This window comes from Flavobacterium johnsoniae UW101 (assembly GCF_000016645.1).
GTDB lineage: Bacteria > Bacteroidota > Bacteroidia > Flavobacteriales > Flavobacteriaceae > Flavobacterium > Flavobacterium johnsoniae.
This window is the reverse complement of record NC_009441.1, coordinates 3744153-3761957: the sequence shown is the minus strand read 5'-3', so window position 1 is coordinate 3761957 and position 17805 is coordinate 3744153. Positions and strand designations below refer to the sequence as shown.

Here is a 17805-nt window from a genome sequence, read left to right as displayed (position 1 = left end):
CAATTTTTACCAGTTAACATATATGATTCGTTTTTTCCAAGCCAATTTTATGATGCTCAAATTCCAGCTTAATTTGTCTAATAAAACATCTTGTGTTTTTCGTTCCATAGTTATTACAGGGCTTTCGTCTCCATTGCTGTTCAGTTTTCCGGGACGCTGTAAAAATTCGTTTTGAAGCAATTCTGCCGATGATGTTTTCATTACATCCCAATTACTCAAAACGGCTTCCAGCATTGCTGCAGCTTCTTTTTTCATTTGTTCTGAGAGTACAATGTTTCTTTCAATAGGTTCGGCTGTTGGAATATTGCATAAAAACTTTTCGAAGATCATAGCGTTTTCATAATCCTGCTCTTTTCCTGTGGCTGTATAGTGCAATAGGTGAGCAGCAGTTTCAGGATTATTGATAGTATTGTCTTTATTGAGCAGTTTGCAATTCTCAAAAAGAGATTTCAAAAAAGGATGAATTAATACTAAACCCGCATTGTCAACATATAATTCGCTAATAGCATTGTCTGCTATTTCTTCGTTTCTGCCTTTTTCTTTTTCAAAAGAAGATTCTTTTTTATCGATTACTTCTTCGTGGTTATTTGGTGTTTTTTCTTTTAATTGATTTAATAAGGGTTCGATATCTTTGTTACCGCTGTCAACGGCTGTATCTTTATCTTTCAATAAAATCAAATCAGGGTTGGTTGTTGTTGTTTCATTGTTTTCCTGAATACTTTTTATTTCTGTTTCATTTTCATTTTCTGTTGCTCTCTTATTTTCAATCTCAACCTCAGGTTTTATTGACGTTTGTTTTTTTAGTGAAGTCTCTATTTCCGTTTCTCTTTCTTTTAAAATGACTTTGTCTAGTTTTTTTTCGATAATCAAAACAGCAACATCAAGATCAGCCAGTAATTCCAATTCGTTTTGGTTTTCTATCTGATTTTCAATTTCTTTTAGAAAAAGCGCTTTGTATTCTAAAAAGCTGTCTTTTTTATGAAATTCAAATACACTTTGAATTAATCTGGAAAGCTTTTGTTTTACAATTGCATGGTTTGTTTCCAAAAGATTTAAAACAACTATTTCCCACATTAAAAATCTTTGATTCGGAATCAATTGATTTTTTGAAATACTGGTTTCAATCTGTTTTTTTATCGCTTCAATCCTGATTATTTTGGCACTGTTCTCGGCATTATTTTTTTTAAGTACAATTCCTTTTTTAATAATGGTTACAATTTGGCTGTCACTAAATTGTTTAATGAACCTTGTTCTTGCAATTGATTTCTGCATTGCATTTGCCCATTTAAAAGAGAAGTTTTTATTATTCAGGATTTCGTTAAATGTTTTATCCTCAATTATTTTAAAATCATTATTTAAAGTTATCCACCAAGGATTTGTACCTGTTTCCAGAAAGTGAAAAAAGCCTTCTATATCTTTTTCCTGCGGGTTGATGCGTTTGTAACCTTCAATATTTTTTTCTTCTTTTTCAAAAACTTCTTCGACTTGTCTGCTGATTTTTTTAAGAATTTGTTCTTTGAAATCTTTAAAATCTAAATTTTGATTTATGGCAATATCAAGGTTGAGTTTGTCTAATTGTATGCTGTGTGAAGGATTTTTTGAATCCAGTTCGTTAAAGTAATTTTCTAAAATCGAGAATATTTCCTTTTGTAAAAACACATCAATATTGTCCTTGAGATAACATCCTTTTTCTTTAGAATTGGTATTTATCTCAAGGAAGACTTTATTGATAATATGTTTATTTGAATTAAGCACCAGCGGTAAGGTTTTCTATTTGTATGTTTAAGTTTGACAGGATAAAATCAATTTTTGCAAATACTTTTGCCATGCCGGACAAGAATTTTTTCAATGATCCGTCAGTATCTGTGTTGAATTTTATTTCTATGAAACCTTGAAATAAACTGCTGAAAAGTGATGATGTTCGCGTAATTTGTTCTTCAAATGCTTTAAGCGTTTTGGCATCCTGACATCTCAAAATAGTATAAAACAAGGAAGTATTCAGCGATATAAGTTTTTGTACCGCAGTAATCTGCTCTGCATTCTGCGCTCTTACAGCAGAGGCCGTAACTGTTGATATAAAGTTGAAATATTCCTGTGTAAATAATTCAGGTAATTTGTCATTTAACGTTCCGCTGATGTAACTTTCAAGGTCATTTTGAACTTGTACATATCTGTTTTCGGTTTCAGTAATGAAGCTGTTAGTCTGTCTGTTGAACTTATTTAAAACAGAAATTTCTTTTAAATTAGAAACGGTTTCAATTGAACTTTTAACAAATTGGCCGGCACTTTCAAGACATGCATTTACTTCAACTGGTTTTTTTATCTCAATTAGCCTTGGACCATCGTTTACGGAGCCGCATTTGCCTTCGGCAGTTAGTAAAACAGAAATGGAAGATTCATTAAATAAAGCAATTGGTCTTGTGATTGGATCTTTTTTATCTGTTTTTATTATTTCCTTATTGACATCCCATGTATAAGCTGCAGCATTTACCGAGTTGTTGATTAAGGTTAGAATTCCTGCAGCATCTATATTGAAAGTAAAACTTGCAGTAGGAAGGTCTAAAAGTGTAATTATAAGATTAGATGGCTTGCCGTCTATAAGAATGGTTACGCTTGCTGCACCCGGAGGAACATCGGCTGGATTAAACCGAACTATTCCTCCTTTTGTTATTACAACACCATCGCCGGAAATAACAGCTCCTTTTACATTTGGTTCAAGAGTAAGTACAACCGGTTTTTCGTTTCTGCAAAAAGATATTCTGTTTGTTAATTTACCATCTATGAGTACTTTTGGATCTTCAATTTCAAAACTCACAGGATGAGTAACCTGAAAACCGCAGTTGCCATTATCAGCATTCAGCGTAACATCAAATGTGAATTTCTTTTGCGATTCACCATTGTATTTGTAAATGTGTTTTATTTCGGTCTTGTCGTCTGTAACAAGATCGGTTTTGTCTCCAAAATTCCAGGTAAATTTATTACCCGCAAGATTGTCTCCTGTTACGGTAAAAGTAACTTCGGTTTCGCTGATTCCTGAAGGTTTTAAAGGAACTGCGATAAAATCGAATTTTGGTTTTTCGAAAATGGTTATCTTACAGTCAGTATCAAAATTATTAACGGTAAAGGTTATCGTTTGACCAATTAACTCTTTGCTGACTAAATTTGGATCAAAAACAAGTACTCCCAATTCATTTACAGCTATTCCTCCGTTTTGATCTGGTCTAACATTGGCTTTTACAAATCCTCCAGCTGGAGATACTTTAAACGGCAGAGGAGGTGTTTTGCTGTCAAAACAAATTTTATCTACAGGTAAAGTAAGTCCAATATTGTTTTCATCGCAGCATAGATACGGCAGTGAAAAATCGGCAACAATTGGATTTAAAATTGGGATGCCTTCGGCAAATTTTTCAAAGTCTCCCGTTAAAGAAGGTCTTCGGGTGTTATAATAGTAATAATACGGTACTTTTTCTTCCAGATAAATCATAATGAAAGTGCCGCCGGGAACTACGCCTGCTTTATGCTCGTAACCGTGGTTTTTGTTGAGGTAATACTGGGTGAAATTTTGAATGGTTTTATCCAGTTCATTAGCATTTACAGCCAGAATCATTATGTTGAATCCGAGACCGTTATCTAATCTAATCTGCTGAATCGCTTTTAGTGCTTCTTTGTAGTTGCGTCCCTGATGACCTTCAATTCTATAAAAGTCACTGTCAAGATGTATTTCGAGCGGTTTTTTAGTATTTAATAAATCATCGTGGTAACTAACATTGTTTCTTTGTAACCCTAAAATGGTTTTATCAAAATCCCAGGCCTTAATAAGCGAATCGTTTACATTGTTGTAAAACGGAATGGCTTTTTTGCCCAATTTGCCCATTTGCAGAGAAGGTGTAATTTTTATAAAATCATATAACGGATTGTAGTTTTCTAATAACTCAGCAGTTCGCAAAATAAGACTGTACATTCTTTGTCTGGCTGTGTTTTCACCATAACATATTTGTATTTCATCTTTTACGTCTTTTTCTTCTGAATTTTTATCATCTGCAAGGCAGTCATTGCAGGCAGTAAGATTTTCTCCTGTAAGCAGAGGCGATTTGTAAAAATCATGACGAAATTCAAAACAAGGCTCAGTTTTTATTAATTCGCCCAGCATTAAGTGCTTTGGAAAAGCATTAATATCAGGTGAACAATAACTATCGTTTATGTTGAGTAAAAGTGCTTTGGTTTCGTTATAAGTATCAACCAGATCGTTTAACAGATTATATCGATATTGAAAATCGGGAGGAAGTACAGGGTCTCCTTCAAAGTTAAACAGCTCAGTTATCTTTTTTTGAACAGCATCCAGAACCAGAGGCATATTTAAACCTGTCAGCAGCTTATTATAACCATCCTGCAAGTTCTTTACAATATTGTTTTTGAAAATCCCTTTGGTAAAATTTTGTTTTATTGCCTCAAGATGAGCAAAATCTTCTTTTTTTAGTACAATTCTGTTCGATTTCAGCTCTGGTAACGTATGGTATAAATTAACATAATTGGTTTTGCCAATCATGCTGTCATGACCCATTATTTGTGCGGCAACGGCTTTACTGACAATTAAAACTTTATAATTGCCCACGATTTCCAATCCCTGGTTGTCGCAAGAAAGACTCACGCAAAGGTCAGATTCTTTTTCATACGACTCCAGATACAAAAGAACTACGGCTTCTTTAATCTCAAATTTTGTATTTGAGCTAAATTCTGCTAAAGCAAAATAAGGGTCTTTTTCTTTTTTTTGCTGTTCTTCTGTCAAGAGTTCAAAAAGAGGCAGTTGTTTGTTTGATCCATCATAAAAAAAGGGTTTATAAGCCGCTTTTGTATTATCATAGATTTTGCAGTGCGTATAGGTTTTGGAATCAAAATCGATTTTTTTGTTTCCTAATACATCCGCCTGATATAATTTAAAAAGATCACCATCAGTAGTTATACCAGTTCCCTGTGTTATTGTAATTGTTTTTTGAGACTCATTATAAGCGGGATAAAGTCCGCAAACTATACCAACGCCGCTCAGGTAAATGCGGGACAGGCGGTCCTGGTCGTCAAAAAAATCTACAACCTCATTAAGGTTTCCTTCTGTAAGTACCTGATTCTTTGTGAATCTTCGGTATTGTGTTGTTATTGTTGAAAGTTTTGCTGACATGGCAATAGTTTTTATAGTGATCCTAAATTCGTTTTTCCTAGTATAATTTTATCTGACAATCGCTCGTTTTCATCACTGCAGTCAAATAGTCGTCCTGTTGGGTAAACATTATCCAGACTGGTTAGTGATTTTATAAAGCTGATTAATTGCGGTTCCGGCTGTTCCTGATTCAAATTTGTTTTGGCGGATAAATAGTCTTTATAGGTTTTTTCAAATTGAATAAGCTGGTTTTCTGCGGGGTCTTTTACATCTTTTTCCCTGTAGCCAATCCAGCATATTTTTGCCAGAACGTGAGCTGGTAATTCTTCTTTAATTATTTTTTCTATATAATTTCTAAAATCGGTGTTGGCAAATCGCAATGTATATCCCGGAAGTACTACGCTCACGCGATAGGAGTAGGGATCTATTGGTTCGCAATCACCGCACTCATCGGCGCAGACTGGCATGAAGGTATCTGGATTTACGGTTGTCTGGTTTACATCCGGGCGAAGCATCATGTGTTCTACCAAAAACATTCCTTCTTCGGTAAAATCTTCTTTCATGAACTGAATTAAGTCCAGAATTGATTTTTCTAAATCCGCCAGATTAGTATAGTATTCATATCTGCGGGCAATAATGCGGTCAGGATTTTTCTTGTCATTAATTGCCGGATTTATAATATCATAAGAATATTTTCCGGCATCTGACTGCTGAATCAAAATATTATCGATAATAGATAAATCTTGTACTGTGCCGTTTTTAAAAGCTTCTTTTATTTTGTATTCGCGAGTCTGAATAATCTGTAATACAGCAAAATAAAGCTCTTTATTTGCAGCAGAAGTATCAAAGTATTCCGCTGTTGAAGAAAGCACAATTTCATTATGAGTATCCAGAATGCGCCATCTATAAACTGATTGATTATCTGAATCAATAAAATTGTACATTTCGACAAACGAATTAGAAAGATTCCTGCGGCTGTAATTTCGAATACCAATCAATCTCGAAATCCTTTTTTCTGCTCCCGAAACATTATTGGTATTCCATAAATTAGCAGTGGGCTGTTTGTAATAATCAAAGGCATTGCCGCGCTCTTTACTTACTACTTTATAATCTTTTAGAAAGTTTTCTTTGTCACGCAGTACTACCTGATCTGTAGTATTGCCGTAAATGGTTTTATTGACAAATACGTACTCCGAGAAATTCTCGGCAAAACGGGACAAAAGATGGTCTAAAATTTTATTTCTTCGTTCTATATTATTGTCCTGCTGGTCAAAAAGCAGTTCTGTAATGCTGTCATCGGTGTAATTTTCATATCCGTTTACAATTTCATCTGCTCCTTCAATGTCTTTGACAACCTGAGTAAAAAGGGTTCGGGTTAAATTGCCGCTTACTGAAAGTAATTCGCTTATCTGCCCCAGTTGTTTAAAATAACTTCCTAATATCTGATCAAAAAATAAAAGATATCCTTTTAATTGTTTTGCTTTCGATTTGCGTTCAACAGATGCTCTGGAAGGAAGCCCAACTTCGCCAATTCCATAAGTTTCAGGAAAATCATTTTGTATAGTGGTATAAAAATCGGTGTTAAGATATTCGCCATTTGGCACATCTAATTCTTTATCCTGACTGGCGTTGGTTGTAGCTTTGTCTTTTTCGGCTTTTATAGCATCTAAATAAATTTTTACCTGAGCCTGATTGATATTCAAAGGCAGTAATCCTTTGTTGTAATTGAATACACTTTTAGCACAAATAACGGGTTTTTGGTAAGGGGCAAGACAGATAAGCCATTTGTTTTCCAAATCATCACCGCCGCAATTTCCCAAAGAAATATCTTTAATTAAAATTACATCAGGTACAGACATTATTATTCTCATAATATCTGAAAGACGCACTTCGTTTCTCAAATCGGCCGTAAGGAGTTCTTTTGTATCAATAAAACCGTTTTCTAAACTTGGACCGTCGAAAATTTCCAAAGTTGAATATCCTTTGTCAATCATTTGTTTTAGAGAATAAAAATTGACGGTTGTCGATAAGTAGCTTTCCAGAGCATTAATCACATTGGCATGAACCAGTTCTTCATCGGCTTCTGTATCAACTTCGATATCGGCACATATTTTAATAGGGTAGTCTACCACTTTTTTAATATCGACAAGATCTTCACAAAGGTTTCTGTTTGCATGATACTGCTTTCTTATTTTTTCTTTAACGGCTTCTATTTCTGAAGGTTTTGAGCTTTCAAAATCTACATAAAGATCGTATAAGCCGTTGATGTCAAAAGATTTTCTTAAGTTTTCCGGCAGATTTTGATAATCCTTAATGTCATAAGAAAGCTGATTTTTTTTGCAGTCTACATACACTGTTTTTTCATGTTTGGCAAGCCAGCAGTTTCGAACGCCTTTTATGTCTATAAATAGTTTTCGGTAATCATTTTGTGTAACAGGACTTGATGACAATACTTCTGAGGCTTTAAAAAACTGTTTTGGAATGCCTTTATCGCTGTCATCAGATGCTAATATATTTTCTATCGGAAGATTGAGTCTCATGCCAAGATCTGAAATGGCGTAGCAAAGCATTTCCAGCATCGTAATCCCTGGATCGTGCTCGTTAAAATCAGTCCAGAATTTACTGCCAAAAGACTCGATATATTCGATTCCTTTTTTTCTTAGATAAAAGAAATCCAAATCGTCCTCTGATGCTGATTTTTTAGGAATGGTGATATGTTGGTCTAGTAGCGGCATTTTTCAGGTTCTTCTTGAGTTATTTTTTTGCAAGTGTCTATTTTGGTACTGATAATATGGTTTTTAACAGAAACTAAAATGTTTTTTGGACTTGATGGTGACAGTGTAGTTTGAAAATCTAAAAGAGGTACATTGGCAGCATTGTTTTCTGTATCGTCTAGTACTTTTGGATGTTCCTTATCTGTTTTTTTATCGATGTAGATCGCCATTTCAAGCGTGGATAAGAAATCTACGTAATATAAATTTTCAATATATTCGATAACAATACTGCGCTGCAGTTCGACTCCAAATATGATTTGTTTAGAGGTATCAAATGCCCAGGGCGATAAAAATTTTATAAGATCTTCGTTGAGCTGTTTTTTATAAAAATTCTCATCGTACTGCGGATAAAACTTTACATTCAGTTTTATGATCACTTTTTCATAATCGGGGTTAATTACTTTTGCAGATACCTGCATGGAGTTTTTAGAATTAATAAAACTCTCAATGCTGTTCAGCGCGGCGGTGCTTACTCTTGGTTCATAAATATCGAATACATTTTTGTCTACAATGTCCGGAATTACAACCAGCGTTACTTTTCCCGGAGATAAAAACGAGGTTTCTGTGCCCGAAATAAAAGTATGGTTAAGGCATTTTACTCTAAAAACATTTGGAAATTCCTGTAAAATAAGATGTTCGTAATCCCAAAGTGTTATTGCTCTGTTTTTGTGGCGCAGGCGTTCGCTTACACGCAGATAATAGGAGGGATCTGACTCTAATGGTTTTCCGTCAAACGAATTAAAAGGCTGTTCAACGCTTTTAATCTGCGGTACTCTGGTAATTAATTTTGATATTGTTTTGGCCGGTAATGTGCTGTCTAAATGTGCTAAATTATTATTGTTGTCAAAAAACTGCGCAGTAACAACCTGAGTTTTTACATCGATCACTTTGCAGACGGCATCGTATTTTTTGTGCATTTTTGCTTTTACCCAAATGGTATTAGCCGGAAACAGTGTATTGTCATTTGTTGCCTGTTTTGGGATGCCAAATTTTACGATACCTGATTTTAAAAAGTTATCGATGCCATTTGCTAAAATATCCTTATCCAGGTTTTTCCAGTAATTATCGCATAATATGTACCATTCTACTTTTTGTTTTCCAATAAAAGTGGGCACTTTGGTGTTTTCGCTTCCTTCTAATATTTGAAATAATAATGAAATTTGCTGTAATGTTTCGGCATCCTGAAGTCCGATATAAAATTCGCCTCCATCACAATAATCCGGAACCAGACAATTGGTAATTGGGGCAGCTTCTAAAATTTCTTTATTGATGGCTTGCTGTTTCAAATAAGAATGTTCTTCGCGCTGGCCAAAAGGAGCTTCATGAAACAATTTTACTTGGTTAGATTCGTAGGCAGAAACCTTAAAATCAATAGTTTCCTCAGCAGAATAATTCAGGCTTATGCTTTCTGCAACGGGTGTATAAGGTTCATTTGGAATTGGGGTTGACGGATCTTCCGCCACATTTAGTATAGCCAAAGTATAGATTTTTGGAAATAACGAATGTAAAAACGACTGATTTAAGGTCAATCGAATAGGACCGCTTTTGCCAAGCTCATAAGAGCCTTTTACATTTACTTTAGTTTCAAATACCTGATCCTTATCATCATCTACAAATAATTTGACCGTTTTATCTTGTTCGTCCCAAACTTCTTTGTTTAAAACAGATAATGTTGCTTTAAAATAGCCGTCTGTAACAATCGGGTCGGCTGGGTTTAGTGTTTTTGAAGCGTTAGCTGCGATTGCAGGTTCTGATTTTGGAGCGGTTCTTTTGGCAATTCCATCTTCAGGCTGGTTGATATTCATTCTCGCATTACTGGTTACTTGGGTGAATATTGCAGTATTGAAAATGTCTTTGCTGATAGTTTCAAGAAAACTTTTTTTGTAGGCAGCATAGTGCGTTTCAAAAGACAGCGGCGTGTTTTTCCATTTTATGTTAATTTCTGCGTCTGTCCATTTTTTAGAAAAAATTTCAGGATAATTTATTATAAACGAACTGTTTTTTTCGGGCTGGGTTGTAAAAGGAAAAAAGGGTTTTGCCGCGTTAAGCAGTCCGGTATCACTTTCTAATACTAGAGATTTTACATCTTTAACTTCAACTTTTGCCGTAATGCCGGTTATTGTTTTTGTAACTAAAGCTCTAAAAAGAGTATGTCCTTTTTGATCTTGCGTATTGATTAAAAATCGAATTACAGGCAGTTCTGTCGAGAAAAATTCGCCTAAAACTTTCTGATCGTAGTTTACAATTGCCGGATTATCTTTCGAGATCTGAAAAACTAATCTTAATTGATTGCTGCCAATGTTTGAAGATTGATTTACATTTTTAAAAGCAATCGCTGTGCTGAGTTTAAAATTTCCAATCCATCCTTTTTTAGCACTATACAAAATGCTGATGTTTTCCAAAAGATCAGCTGTATTGAATGGATGATGAAAACTTAAATCTCCATCAAAAGTTATGGTAATGTCAATACTTCTGTCGCCTTCTTTTAGATTAAATAATTCTGAAGCTATTGCAAAACCTAACTTGGCATCGCTTAATTCAGGGTATTTCTTTTCCTCGGTGGTATAACCAAAAGGAAACCAATAGGGAGCATCTTCTTTTAAAGGTTCACCTTTTCCGTCAAGAGAATTGGCAATATCGCTGTATTTTATTTCGCCTCGATCAACATCATTATACACACTTTTCAGGTAAGCTATATTGGCTTTGTTGGCAATAAATTCTTCTGTGGTTTTGTATATTAATTTTTTGCCGTCGGGATCTTTTCCTGCGTCAAGTTCTGTGTTAGCAGCGATTTTTTCTTCGGCAATTTTTTTTGCCAGTTCAAAAATAATATTGACTTTATCTGCTTTTGCAGGCAGTTTTTCAATTTGTAGTATGTCTTTATAGAAAAAATCTAAATGCTTTTTAGTAATGAGATTAAGTTTGTTTTGGGATAATTCCAATAATTTCAAAAAGCATACAAACAAAGTTAGGTGAGGAGTAAGGTCCTGATTAATATTGGCTGTTGATAATGTTTTGGTAATACTTTCTTTTAAAACAGCATATTCCTTTTCGGTTCTTTTTGGGATGCCATCCGGAAGATTCTCTTTTGAAAATCCGAAATAGCTGAAAAAATCCTGCCAATTGCCTTCTGGCGTTTTATCGTTATCGGTCTCGAAAAAGTTGACTTCTTTGGCAAAATTATACGCAAATAACAGCCAGTCTTCAATAGTAAAATCATGAAGTTTTAAGTTGCCCGGCTCTAGTGCATCACTATAGCGTTCTTCCTGGTTGACTCCATTTCTTTTAAAAATAACATTGTCTATTTGGCTGTTGGTACTCATTGCTTATAAACTTTAAATATTAGTGCCTTCTCCTTTGTAAAAGGGATAAACAAGATTGCTTCTTGAGTTTGTACTTCTTATTCTGTAATCGATTATGACTAATAATTCTCCTTCTAAATCATCACTTTGCGTGATGTCGATTTTTTCAACATCAATTCTTGGTTCGTAATATAAAATCGCTGTTTTTATAAGTTCAGAAACATAGGTTTTGAGTGTTCTGTCTAATGTTTCAAAAAGCAGTTCATCCATATTACAGCCATATCTGGGCAGCATAATACGTTCACCGATTTTGGTAGAAAGCAATATCTCCAGACTGCTTTTAATGTCTGTCTCGTCAGATGTCATTACGACCGCTTTATTGTTCTTTTTGAACTCTGGCGGAAAACTCCATCCTGTACCTAAAAAGGCTTCTTTATTTTCCATGATTAACCTATTAAAACCGTTGGGCATCCCATTACAATTGTGCCGCCATGTGCGGTTGAATCTCCCATTCTTGCTGCTGGTTTTCCTCCAATCAGCACTGTACTAGAACCCGCGATGATACTATCCGGCGGACCTGTACAAACAATCATATCTCCCAAACAGGCTGCAGGCTGACCGCCTATTAAAACTGTAGGCGAGCCTGGCGGTAAAATTGGTCCGCCAACATGAGGAACAGTTGCTGTTACCATTGGGCAGACATGCATATCGTTAATTCTTGCGGCCGGTAATCCCATAATTATAATTATTAAGTTAGCTGTAATTGTTTAACACATAGAAACATAGTTCTCCGCAGCTTTAAAAAAGGCGTTTCACTAATTTAAATGCACATAGGTGCAGCCATGTGTGGAAACTGGGTTCTTTTACTTTCTTTTTTTGACATAAAAAACTATGTTTCTATGTGTTTAAAAGATTTTTTAAATTGAAAGCAATAGAGATAATTTAATTTATTTGTACAATACTGCCTTTTACAATCGCCACTGCTGCTGATGACATTTCTGCGCCGGCATTTCCTTCGGCTTTAAATTGTGCAGTTGCTTTTAGATTTACATTCATGCCTTCAATTTTTACATCGCCAGTTGCTTTTATTGAAATATCGCCCGCACTTTCCATTTTTATTCCTGCGCTGTCAATTGTAATGATGTTCGAATTTTCGTCTTCAATAACTATTGAACCTTTGTCTTCGTCTAGTGTTATTTTTTTGCCTGCCGGAGTTTCAATGGCTATCGATTTTTTATCATCGTCAAAAAGAACTTTCATTTCACTTCTTGTAAAAATCCCTTTTTGATGATTATCGTCGGCTGCTTTTAGAGGAGCAGGTTTCGCGCTGCTGTGGAGCATTCCCAATACAATAGCATCATTTGGATCTTCGTTGATGAAACCGATAATTACTTCGTCTTCAATTTCCGGCCTGAAAAAAGTACCTCTGTTGTCACCCGCATCTAAGACAGCTATTCTGCACCAAATGCCCTGTTCGTCGTTATTGATTATTGGGATTTTGACCAAAATTCTGTCTTCACCATCGGGATCGTCCTGAAGCTGGGTTACAATACCAATATGCAGTCCTTTTATGGATGGAATTATTCCTGATGCCGACGGCGTATTGACATCATACGTTTCAGAAAACCATTCGGGGTTTAATCCAAACTGCACGTTTACGGTCCAGTTTCCGTTTGTAATTTCATGGAAAACGCCCGTAATGTATGCTTTGCCGTTAAAGCGGTCTCCAACGCCTTCAAGCGTGATAATGGTATTGGGTTTTACAGCGGGAATGCCTTGAAATTTTACTCTTCCGCGAACTTTTGACAGCTGCTGGAATAATAATTTCGCATCGGCCCAATCTTGCAATTCGGTATCGGTAACATGACCGCCGTGGCGCAATTCTAAATTTTCAAGCTTTACGATATCAGATAAATCCGAAGGAGATAAATTTCCGTTTAGACTTACGCTTGGATCTTTGGCTTCAATTTCTAATAATTCCTGATTGGATGCGTTCCAGCTGTAAGATGAAACTTTAGCAAACTGATTTCGGGCATCAATTTCGGCATCAAAATCGAGCATACTCGAACCAAAAGCAACCGTTTCGACTGGTTCAGAAGTTAAATCTGGTTTTTTAATCGAAATTTTGCCATTTTCAACAAAACATAATTTTCCGTTTGCCTGCGCACGAGACACAATAAAATCCCAATCGGAAGTATTGTACTGCACTAACTCTTTGTGACTATAATTAGTGCTTTCTACGTCTTTTTGCAATCCATAAGTGCCAATAATGTCTTCAAAAGCGTCACTGTCTTTTACGTCATAAAAATATTTGCTTTTTCTGCCAATAGTCAGTTTTACCGCTTCGTCTTTGCATTCTACAATTAACAGGGAAGAATTGTCTTTTATTTTTATGGAATGTTTTACCACAATTCCTTTGTAAATGGTTTCTTCATCACTGTGATAGCCCGCTTTTATTTCTATTTTTTTTCCCGGAATTAGCAAATCTTCATTACTCAATTTAAAATCTTGTGCCGATGCATCTCCATCGGTTAAAACAATCTGCGCCATTGGGATTCTGTTCACCTCATTATGAACAACAATGCTCATAACCTGATAAACACCAGACAGTTCATTTCCTTCAATGAGCAGTTTGTGCGTAACTAAATCTGCACTTTTACTGGTTTGTATGACGCCGCTATTGTTCATCTATTGTTGTTTTTGCAGTGGAGGAAAAAATATTTTCTGGCCGATTTTTAATTTTCTGAAATTGATAAGCTTATTGGCTTTTGCTACTTCGAGATAATATTTTGAATCGCCATAGATTTTAAAAGACATTAACGGAAGCGTATCGCCCGCTTTTACAATTCTGGTATGCGTTAAATCTGGTGATTGATTGTTTTGCTGTTTTGCTCTTAATTCATCTTCAACAACACCTTTGAATTTTCCTTTTGCAATGGCTCTAATAGGCGTACCATCTGGTCTGAAAAGTTTATACTCAATAGTCATTTCTGTGAGAGATCCTTTGAATAAAAGGCTTCCCCAGGCAATTTTTAAATAGTTTGGCTTATGTTCTGTACCGTTGTATTCTAAAATTACTTTTCTAAAATGCTCAATGTCTTCAATAACACCATTTTCTGTGCTTTCCTTTCCGGCAATAACGCCAGTTCGGTCAAAAACAAAATCCAGTTCTAATTCCTCCGGAGCAATTGCAGTAAACCTTGGTGCGGGACTGCTCGTTCCGGCTGCCTGGGTTGTATCTTGCTCAATCTTGTAATGAAAAGTGTATTTTTCGGGATTCATCAAAGTAACAAACTCTTCAATATCCGAAACGGGATTGTTGAATTGCGGATCGCTGTACGCAATAATCTTCAGTTTTTTTAATTCACCAGTTGTCATATCAGCGTTCTTTTTTACGTTCAATAATTTTCATTACTTGCTCGACACACTCAGCCACAGTATCTTTTTCATTGTTTAATGAAGATGAAGCAGCTGGTTTTACACCCGAATTTGAGCTTTCGTTCACGTTTATTTTAATGTGAAGCTCTTTGATTTCAATTGGCATGATAAAATTATTTTTTATGAAGGGTGAAATAATTATAAGCAAGCTCAAAGCTTTCAACAACAATTTTGCTTTCCAGAGCACTAAAATCTTCAACTGCCCATTTTACAGGATAAGCATGTACCACTTTCCAGTGCATTAAAGGTTCATGGTCCTGATTTAATAGTTTTACAGTTAAATCGACGGGCTTAAACTCGAAATTTTCTAATGCTTTTCGGCACCATTCAATTACGTCAGAATCAATTAGTATCCCTCTTTTTAAAACCAAATTGGGATATTTGGTTTTTACAGGAAGTTTGTGTTTGAATCTGTTTTCTCCACCCTCGACAATTTCTTCCGTTTCAAGATCTACGGAGAGTCCTGATACGGATTGAAATTGATGGTCTTTTTCTTTCGTGCCCAGCTGATCAAATTCAACCAGAAAATGAAAACCTACGGGTGGATAATAGTTAGCCATGACTAATCATTTTGAATAGATAAACCTTCGTGGACCAATTCTATTGACTCGATGGCTACTTCGTTTCCATCGGCTTTTAAATCAGTTGACTGCACTTTTGTAGGCCATGCATTTTTTACTTTCCAGGTAATCACGGGTTCGTGTTCCTCGTTAAGCAGTTTGATGGTAATATCCCTTCTTTCGATGGTGTTTAGTTTTACGGTATTCCACCATGCGTAATATTCATTATCGCTTTTAAAAGTGCCTCTTTTCATCGTAATGTTAGAGTACTTCTGCATGCCCGGCATTTTGATTTTGCTGTATTCCGGACTTGCACCCTGACGGTACTCAATAACTTCGGTTTCTACATCTAATCCGGAAACTTCTGTAAAACCTATTTTTGTTCCTCCCCAGTCAACTGAGAAATGAAACTTTGGTAACGGATAACTCATGATCTATATTTTTTAATGATGATTTAATTAAGATTCCTGCATTTTGTGAGAGAAACGAAGAATAATGAACTCAGCCGGACGAACTACTGCCATACCAATTTCGATTATCATTTTACCGTCTAAAATATCCATTGCAGACATGGTTTGTCCCAATCCAATTCGTACATAAAAAGCTTGTTCTGGTTTGGCTCCTGCCAAAGCTCCGGCTCTCCATTGAAGAATTAAGAAATTCTCAATCATAGCTCTTACTCTTATCCAGGTATTGGCATCGTTTGGTTCAAAAACAAACTGTTCTGTTGCTTTTTTAATCGATTCTTCGGCCATATTAAAGAAGCGGCGAACGGGTACATAACGCCATTCACTATCATTACCGGCTAAGGTTCTTGACCCCCAAACCAAGGTTCCTTTGCCGGTAAATGTTCTGATAGCATTAATTGATTTACCTGCTACAGTATCAACATTTAAGTTGTCCTGAATGGTATTTGTTATTTTAACGGTTGGCTGTATTACATAGTTCAGGCTTACATTTGCAGGTGCTTTCCATACGCCTCTGTCTCTGTCAACTCTTGCATAAACTCCTGCAATAGCAGAGCTTGGAGGAAGTGTAATTGGCAGGTTGTAAATTTCAGTAAGTATCTTATTAAAAGTCGCATTGTCGATACTTTCTAAAGTGCTTAATTTTCTTCCGTTTAATTCTCCGTTATTGACATCTTTTCCGCTCACAGATTTAATTGCATCTAAAAGCGTAAGCAGATTTGCTTTAATGCCAGAAAGATTATTTGCAACTAACGTAATATCGTTTTGAGTATTCAAATCAGTATAGTCAACCAATTTTTTTAATTCTTTATCAAAACTTACAGTGTCAGTTGATATAATTTTAAGCAGTTTTGCTGCTGCATTCTCGTCCTGAATTTTTTTCTTTAATGTTTTCAGGTTTTTATATACAGAGTCAATTTTATTTGAACCAGAAAAGTTTGCATTAAATGCAGTCAAAGCACCTGTAATGTTATTTGCAATAACCGCATCTTCATCAGATATCGTGCTGATTGCGGCATTTGCTTCGTCGTTCAGCGAGTTTCTTAAAAGGGATAAACTTTCTAGAGAAGTAAGCAGATCATTCAGTTTGGTCATGAAAGCCGTTTTTTTAGCAGGATCGCTTACGAAAGTTCCGCCAAGATCAAAACCAGTAGCATCGTTGCTGTACATCTGTAAAAACAAATCGCTTATTTGACCAGAAATATTAAATGGAGCAACAGCAGTAACGTCAACCAATTTTGCTACAGTTGCGTCAATTCCTGTAGTTGCATTTTCGATAGGAACTAATCCTGCTGCAATTTGATCATAAGCTTTTGCTGTATAAGAGTAATGTTTTAAAATAATTTTACTGCTGTCAAAAGCATAATCCAGAATGGTTTCAAGGTGAGGATAATAAACAGCTCCGTATTTAATAGTGTCTTTTTCTGAGCTGATTTTATTTCTCAAATCGTCTATATTAGGATCTGTCGGGCTTGATTCATCGTAGCTTAAAGTATCAATTAATGTAAATCTGTCCTGAAGATTCTGGCACTGCATTAAGGCACTGTTGTATAATCCGTAGAAATCAGTAATTGTTATGCCGCTTACCTGCGTTGCATCCGGAAATAAAATCAGCGTTGGTTCGTCTACCTTTTCTAATTCTGCTAATCCGTCGTTTAATGCTTCGCTGTTGTTGATTGCTGTAACCGGAGAGTCTGTGTCATCTAAATCATTTCCATAACGCCCAACCGAAATAATGTAGCATGGACCGCCGCCATTTGCAAAGAACAGCTGCAAAGAATAATACATTAAAAAAGGCTGTTTTGCAGTGGGCTGATCGACAACAATAGATCTTGTGTCGCCATTATCACCTGAAACATCATTAATGGTAACACTAATTGTAGTTTCTGGTTTTGCAAAGCCAAAAAAGCGTTCGTATTCTAAAAGAGATGTTATTCTTGTTGGTGTTAATTTCAAATCTCCATTAATCTTGTTTGTGGCTTTTTCTGTATAGCCGATAAAACAGGGAATCGCTGTCTCTACCTGGGCAACAGAAGGGGGAAACTTTACGATTTCCTCAACATATACTCCAGGCGTTTTGTAAGTTGTTGCCATAATTGATTTGTTTTTTAA

12 protein-coding genes are annotated in these 17805 nt (G+C 35.7%); all 12 read right to left on the bottom strand.

The window, feature by feature from the left end; translation table 11 throughout:
- Positions 1 to 6: 6 nt before the first annotated feature.
- A complete protein-coding gene (locus FJOH_RS16400; RefSeq protein WP_012025147.1) occupies positions 7 to 1755 on the bottom strand; it encodes a contractile injection system tape measure protein in 1749 nt (582 codons plus the stop codon).
- A complete protein-coding gene (locus FJOH_RS16395; RefSeq protein ID WP_012025146.1) occupies positions 1748 to 5173 on the bottom strand; it encodes a PKD domain-containing protein in 3426 nt (1141 codons plus the stop codon). The genes FJOH_RS16400 and FJOH_RS16395 overlap by 8 nt, the downstream gene beginning before the upstream one ends.
- Before the next feature lie 11 nt (positions 5174 to 5184).
- On the bottom strand, positions 5185 to 7887 hold the full coding sequence (locus tag FJOH_RS16390; protein WP_012025145.1) for a hypothetical protein: 2703 nt from the start codon (positions 7885 to 7887) through the stop codon (positions 5185 to 5187).
- Positions 7875 to 11249: a baseplate J/gp47 family protein gene (locus FJOH_RS16385; protein WP_012025144.1), complete on the bottom strand. Its 3375-nt coding sequence runs from the start codon at positions 11247 to 11249 to the stop codon at positions 7875 to 7877. The genes FJOH_RS16390 and FJOH_RS16385 overlap by 13 nt, the downstream gene beginning before the upstream one ends.
- Before the next feature lie 12 nt (positions 11250 to 11261).
- A complete protein-coding gene (locus FJOH_RS16380; RefSeq protein ID WP_012025143.1) occupies positions 11262 to 11672 on the bottom strand; it encodes a GPW/gp25 family protein in 411 nt (136 codons plus the stop codon).
- Positions 11673 to 11674: 2 nt separating this feature from the next.
- Positions 11675 to 11965, bottom strand: coding sequence for a PAAR domain-containing protein (locus FJOH_RS16375; RefSeq protein ID WP_012025142.1), 291 nt, complete (start codon positions 11963 to 11965; stop codon positions 11675 to 11677).
- Between the two features lie 205 nt (positions 11966 to 12170).
- Positions 12171 to 13916 carry a type VI secretion system tip protein VgrG gene (gene vgrG, locus FJOH_RS16370; RefSeq protein ID WP_012025141.1) on the bottom strand — a complete coding sequence of 582 codons (1746 nt, stop codon included), beginning with the start codon at positions 13914 to 13916 and terminating at the stop codon, positions 12171 to 12173.
- A complete protein-coding gene (locus FJOH_RS16365; RefSeq protein WP_012025140.1) occupies positions 13917 to 14606 on the bottom strand; it encodes a CIS tube protein in 690 nt (229 codons plus the stop codon).
- A 1-nt stretch (position 14607) separates the two neighbouring features.
- Entirely contained in the window at positions 14608 to 14772 is a 165-nt protein-coding gene (locus FJOH_RS27010; protein ID WP_012025139.1) for a DUF5908 family protein, read from the bottom strand.
- Positions 14773 to 14779: 7 nt separating this feature from the next.
- On the bottom strand, positions 14780 to 15226 hold the full coding sequence (locus FJOH_RS16360; protein WP_012025138.1) for a phage tail protein: 447 nt from the start codon (positions 15224 to 15226) through the stop codon (positions 14780 to 14782).
- A 2-nt stretch (positions 15227 to 15228) separates the two neighbouring features.
- Positions 15229 to 15657 (bottom strand): phage tail protein, encoded by a 429-nt coding sequence (locus FJOH_RS16355; protein WP_007806487.1) that lies wholly within the window; start codon positions 15655 to 15657, stop codon positions 15229 to 15231.
- A 27-nt stretch (positions 15658 to 15684) separates the two neighbouring features.
- Positions 15685 to 17787, bottom strand: a complete 2103-nt coding sequence (locus FJOH_RS16350; protein WP_012025137.1) for a phage tail sheath C-terminal domain-containing protein — start codon at positions 17785 to 17787, stop codon at positions 15685 to 15687.
- Between the last annotated feature and the right edge of the window lie 18 nt (positions 17788 to 17805).

Bases quoted from the DNA above. Each gene is read 5' to 3' on its own strand.
- FJOH_RS16395 (WP_012025146.1), bottom strand. From the start codon at position 5,173: ATGTCAGCAAAACTTTCAACAATAACAACACAATACCGAAGATTCACA.
- FJOH_RS27010 (WP_012025139.1), bottom strand. From the start codon at position 14,772: ATGCCAATTGAAATCAAAGAGCTTCACATTAAAATAAACGTGAACGAA.
- FJOH_RS16390 (WP_012025145.1), bottom strand. From the start codon at position 7,887: ATGCCGCTACTAGACCAACATATCACCATTCCTAAAAAATCAGCATCA.
- vgrG (WP_012025141.1), bottom strand. From the start codon at position 13,916: ATGAACAATAGCGGCGTCATACAAACCAGTAAAAGTGCAGATTTAGTT.
- FJOH_RS16365 (WP_012025140.1), bottom strand. From the start codon at position 14,606: ATGACAACTGGTGAATTAAAAAAACTGAAGATTATTGCGTACAGCGAT.
- FJOH_RS16385 (WP_012025144.1), bottom strand. From the start codon at position 11,249: ATGAGTACCAACAGCCAAATAGACAATGTTATTTTTAAAAGAAATGGA.
- FJOH_RS16355 (WP_007806487.1), bottom strand. From the start codon at position 15,657: ATGAGTTATCCGTTACCAAAGTTTCATTTCTCAGTTGACTGGGGAGGA.
- FJOH_RS16350 (WP_012025137.1), bottom strand. From the start codon at position 17,787: ATGGCAACAACTTACAAAACGCCTGGAGTATATGTTGAGGAAATCGTA.
- FJOH_RS16380 (WP_012025143.1), bottom strand. From the start codon at position 11,672: ATGGAAAATAAAGAAGCCTTTTTAGGTACAGGATGGAGTTTTCCGCCA.
- FJOH_RS16375 (WP_012025142.1), bottom strand. From the start codon at position 11,965: ATGGGATTACCGGCCGCAAGAATTAACGATATGCATGTCTGCCCAATG.
- FJOH_RS16360 (WP_012025138.1), bottom strand. From the start codon at position 15,226: ATGGCTAACTATTATCCACCCGTAGGTTTTCATTTTCTGGTTGAATTT.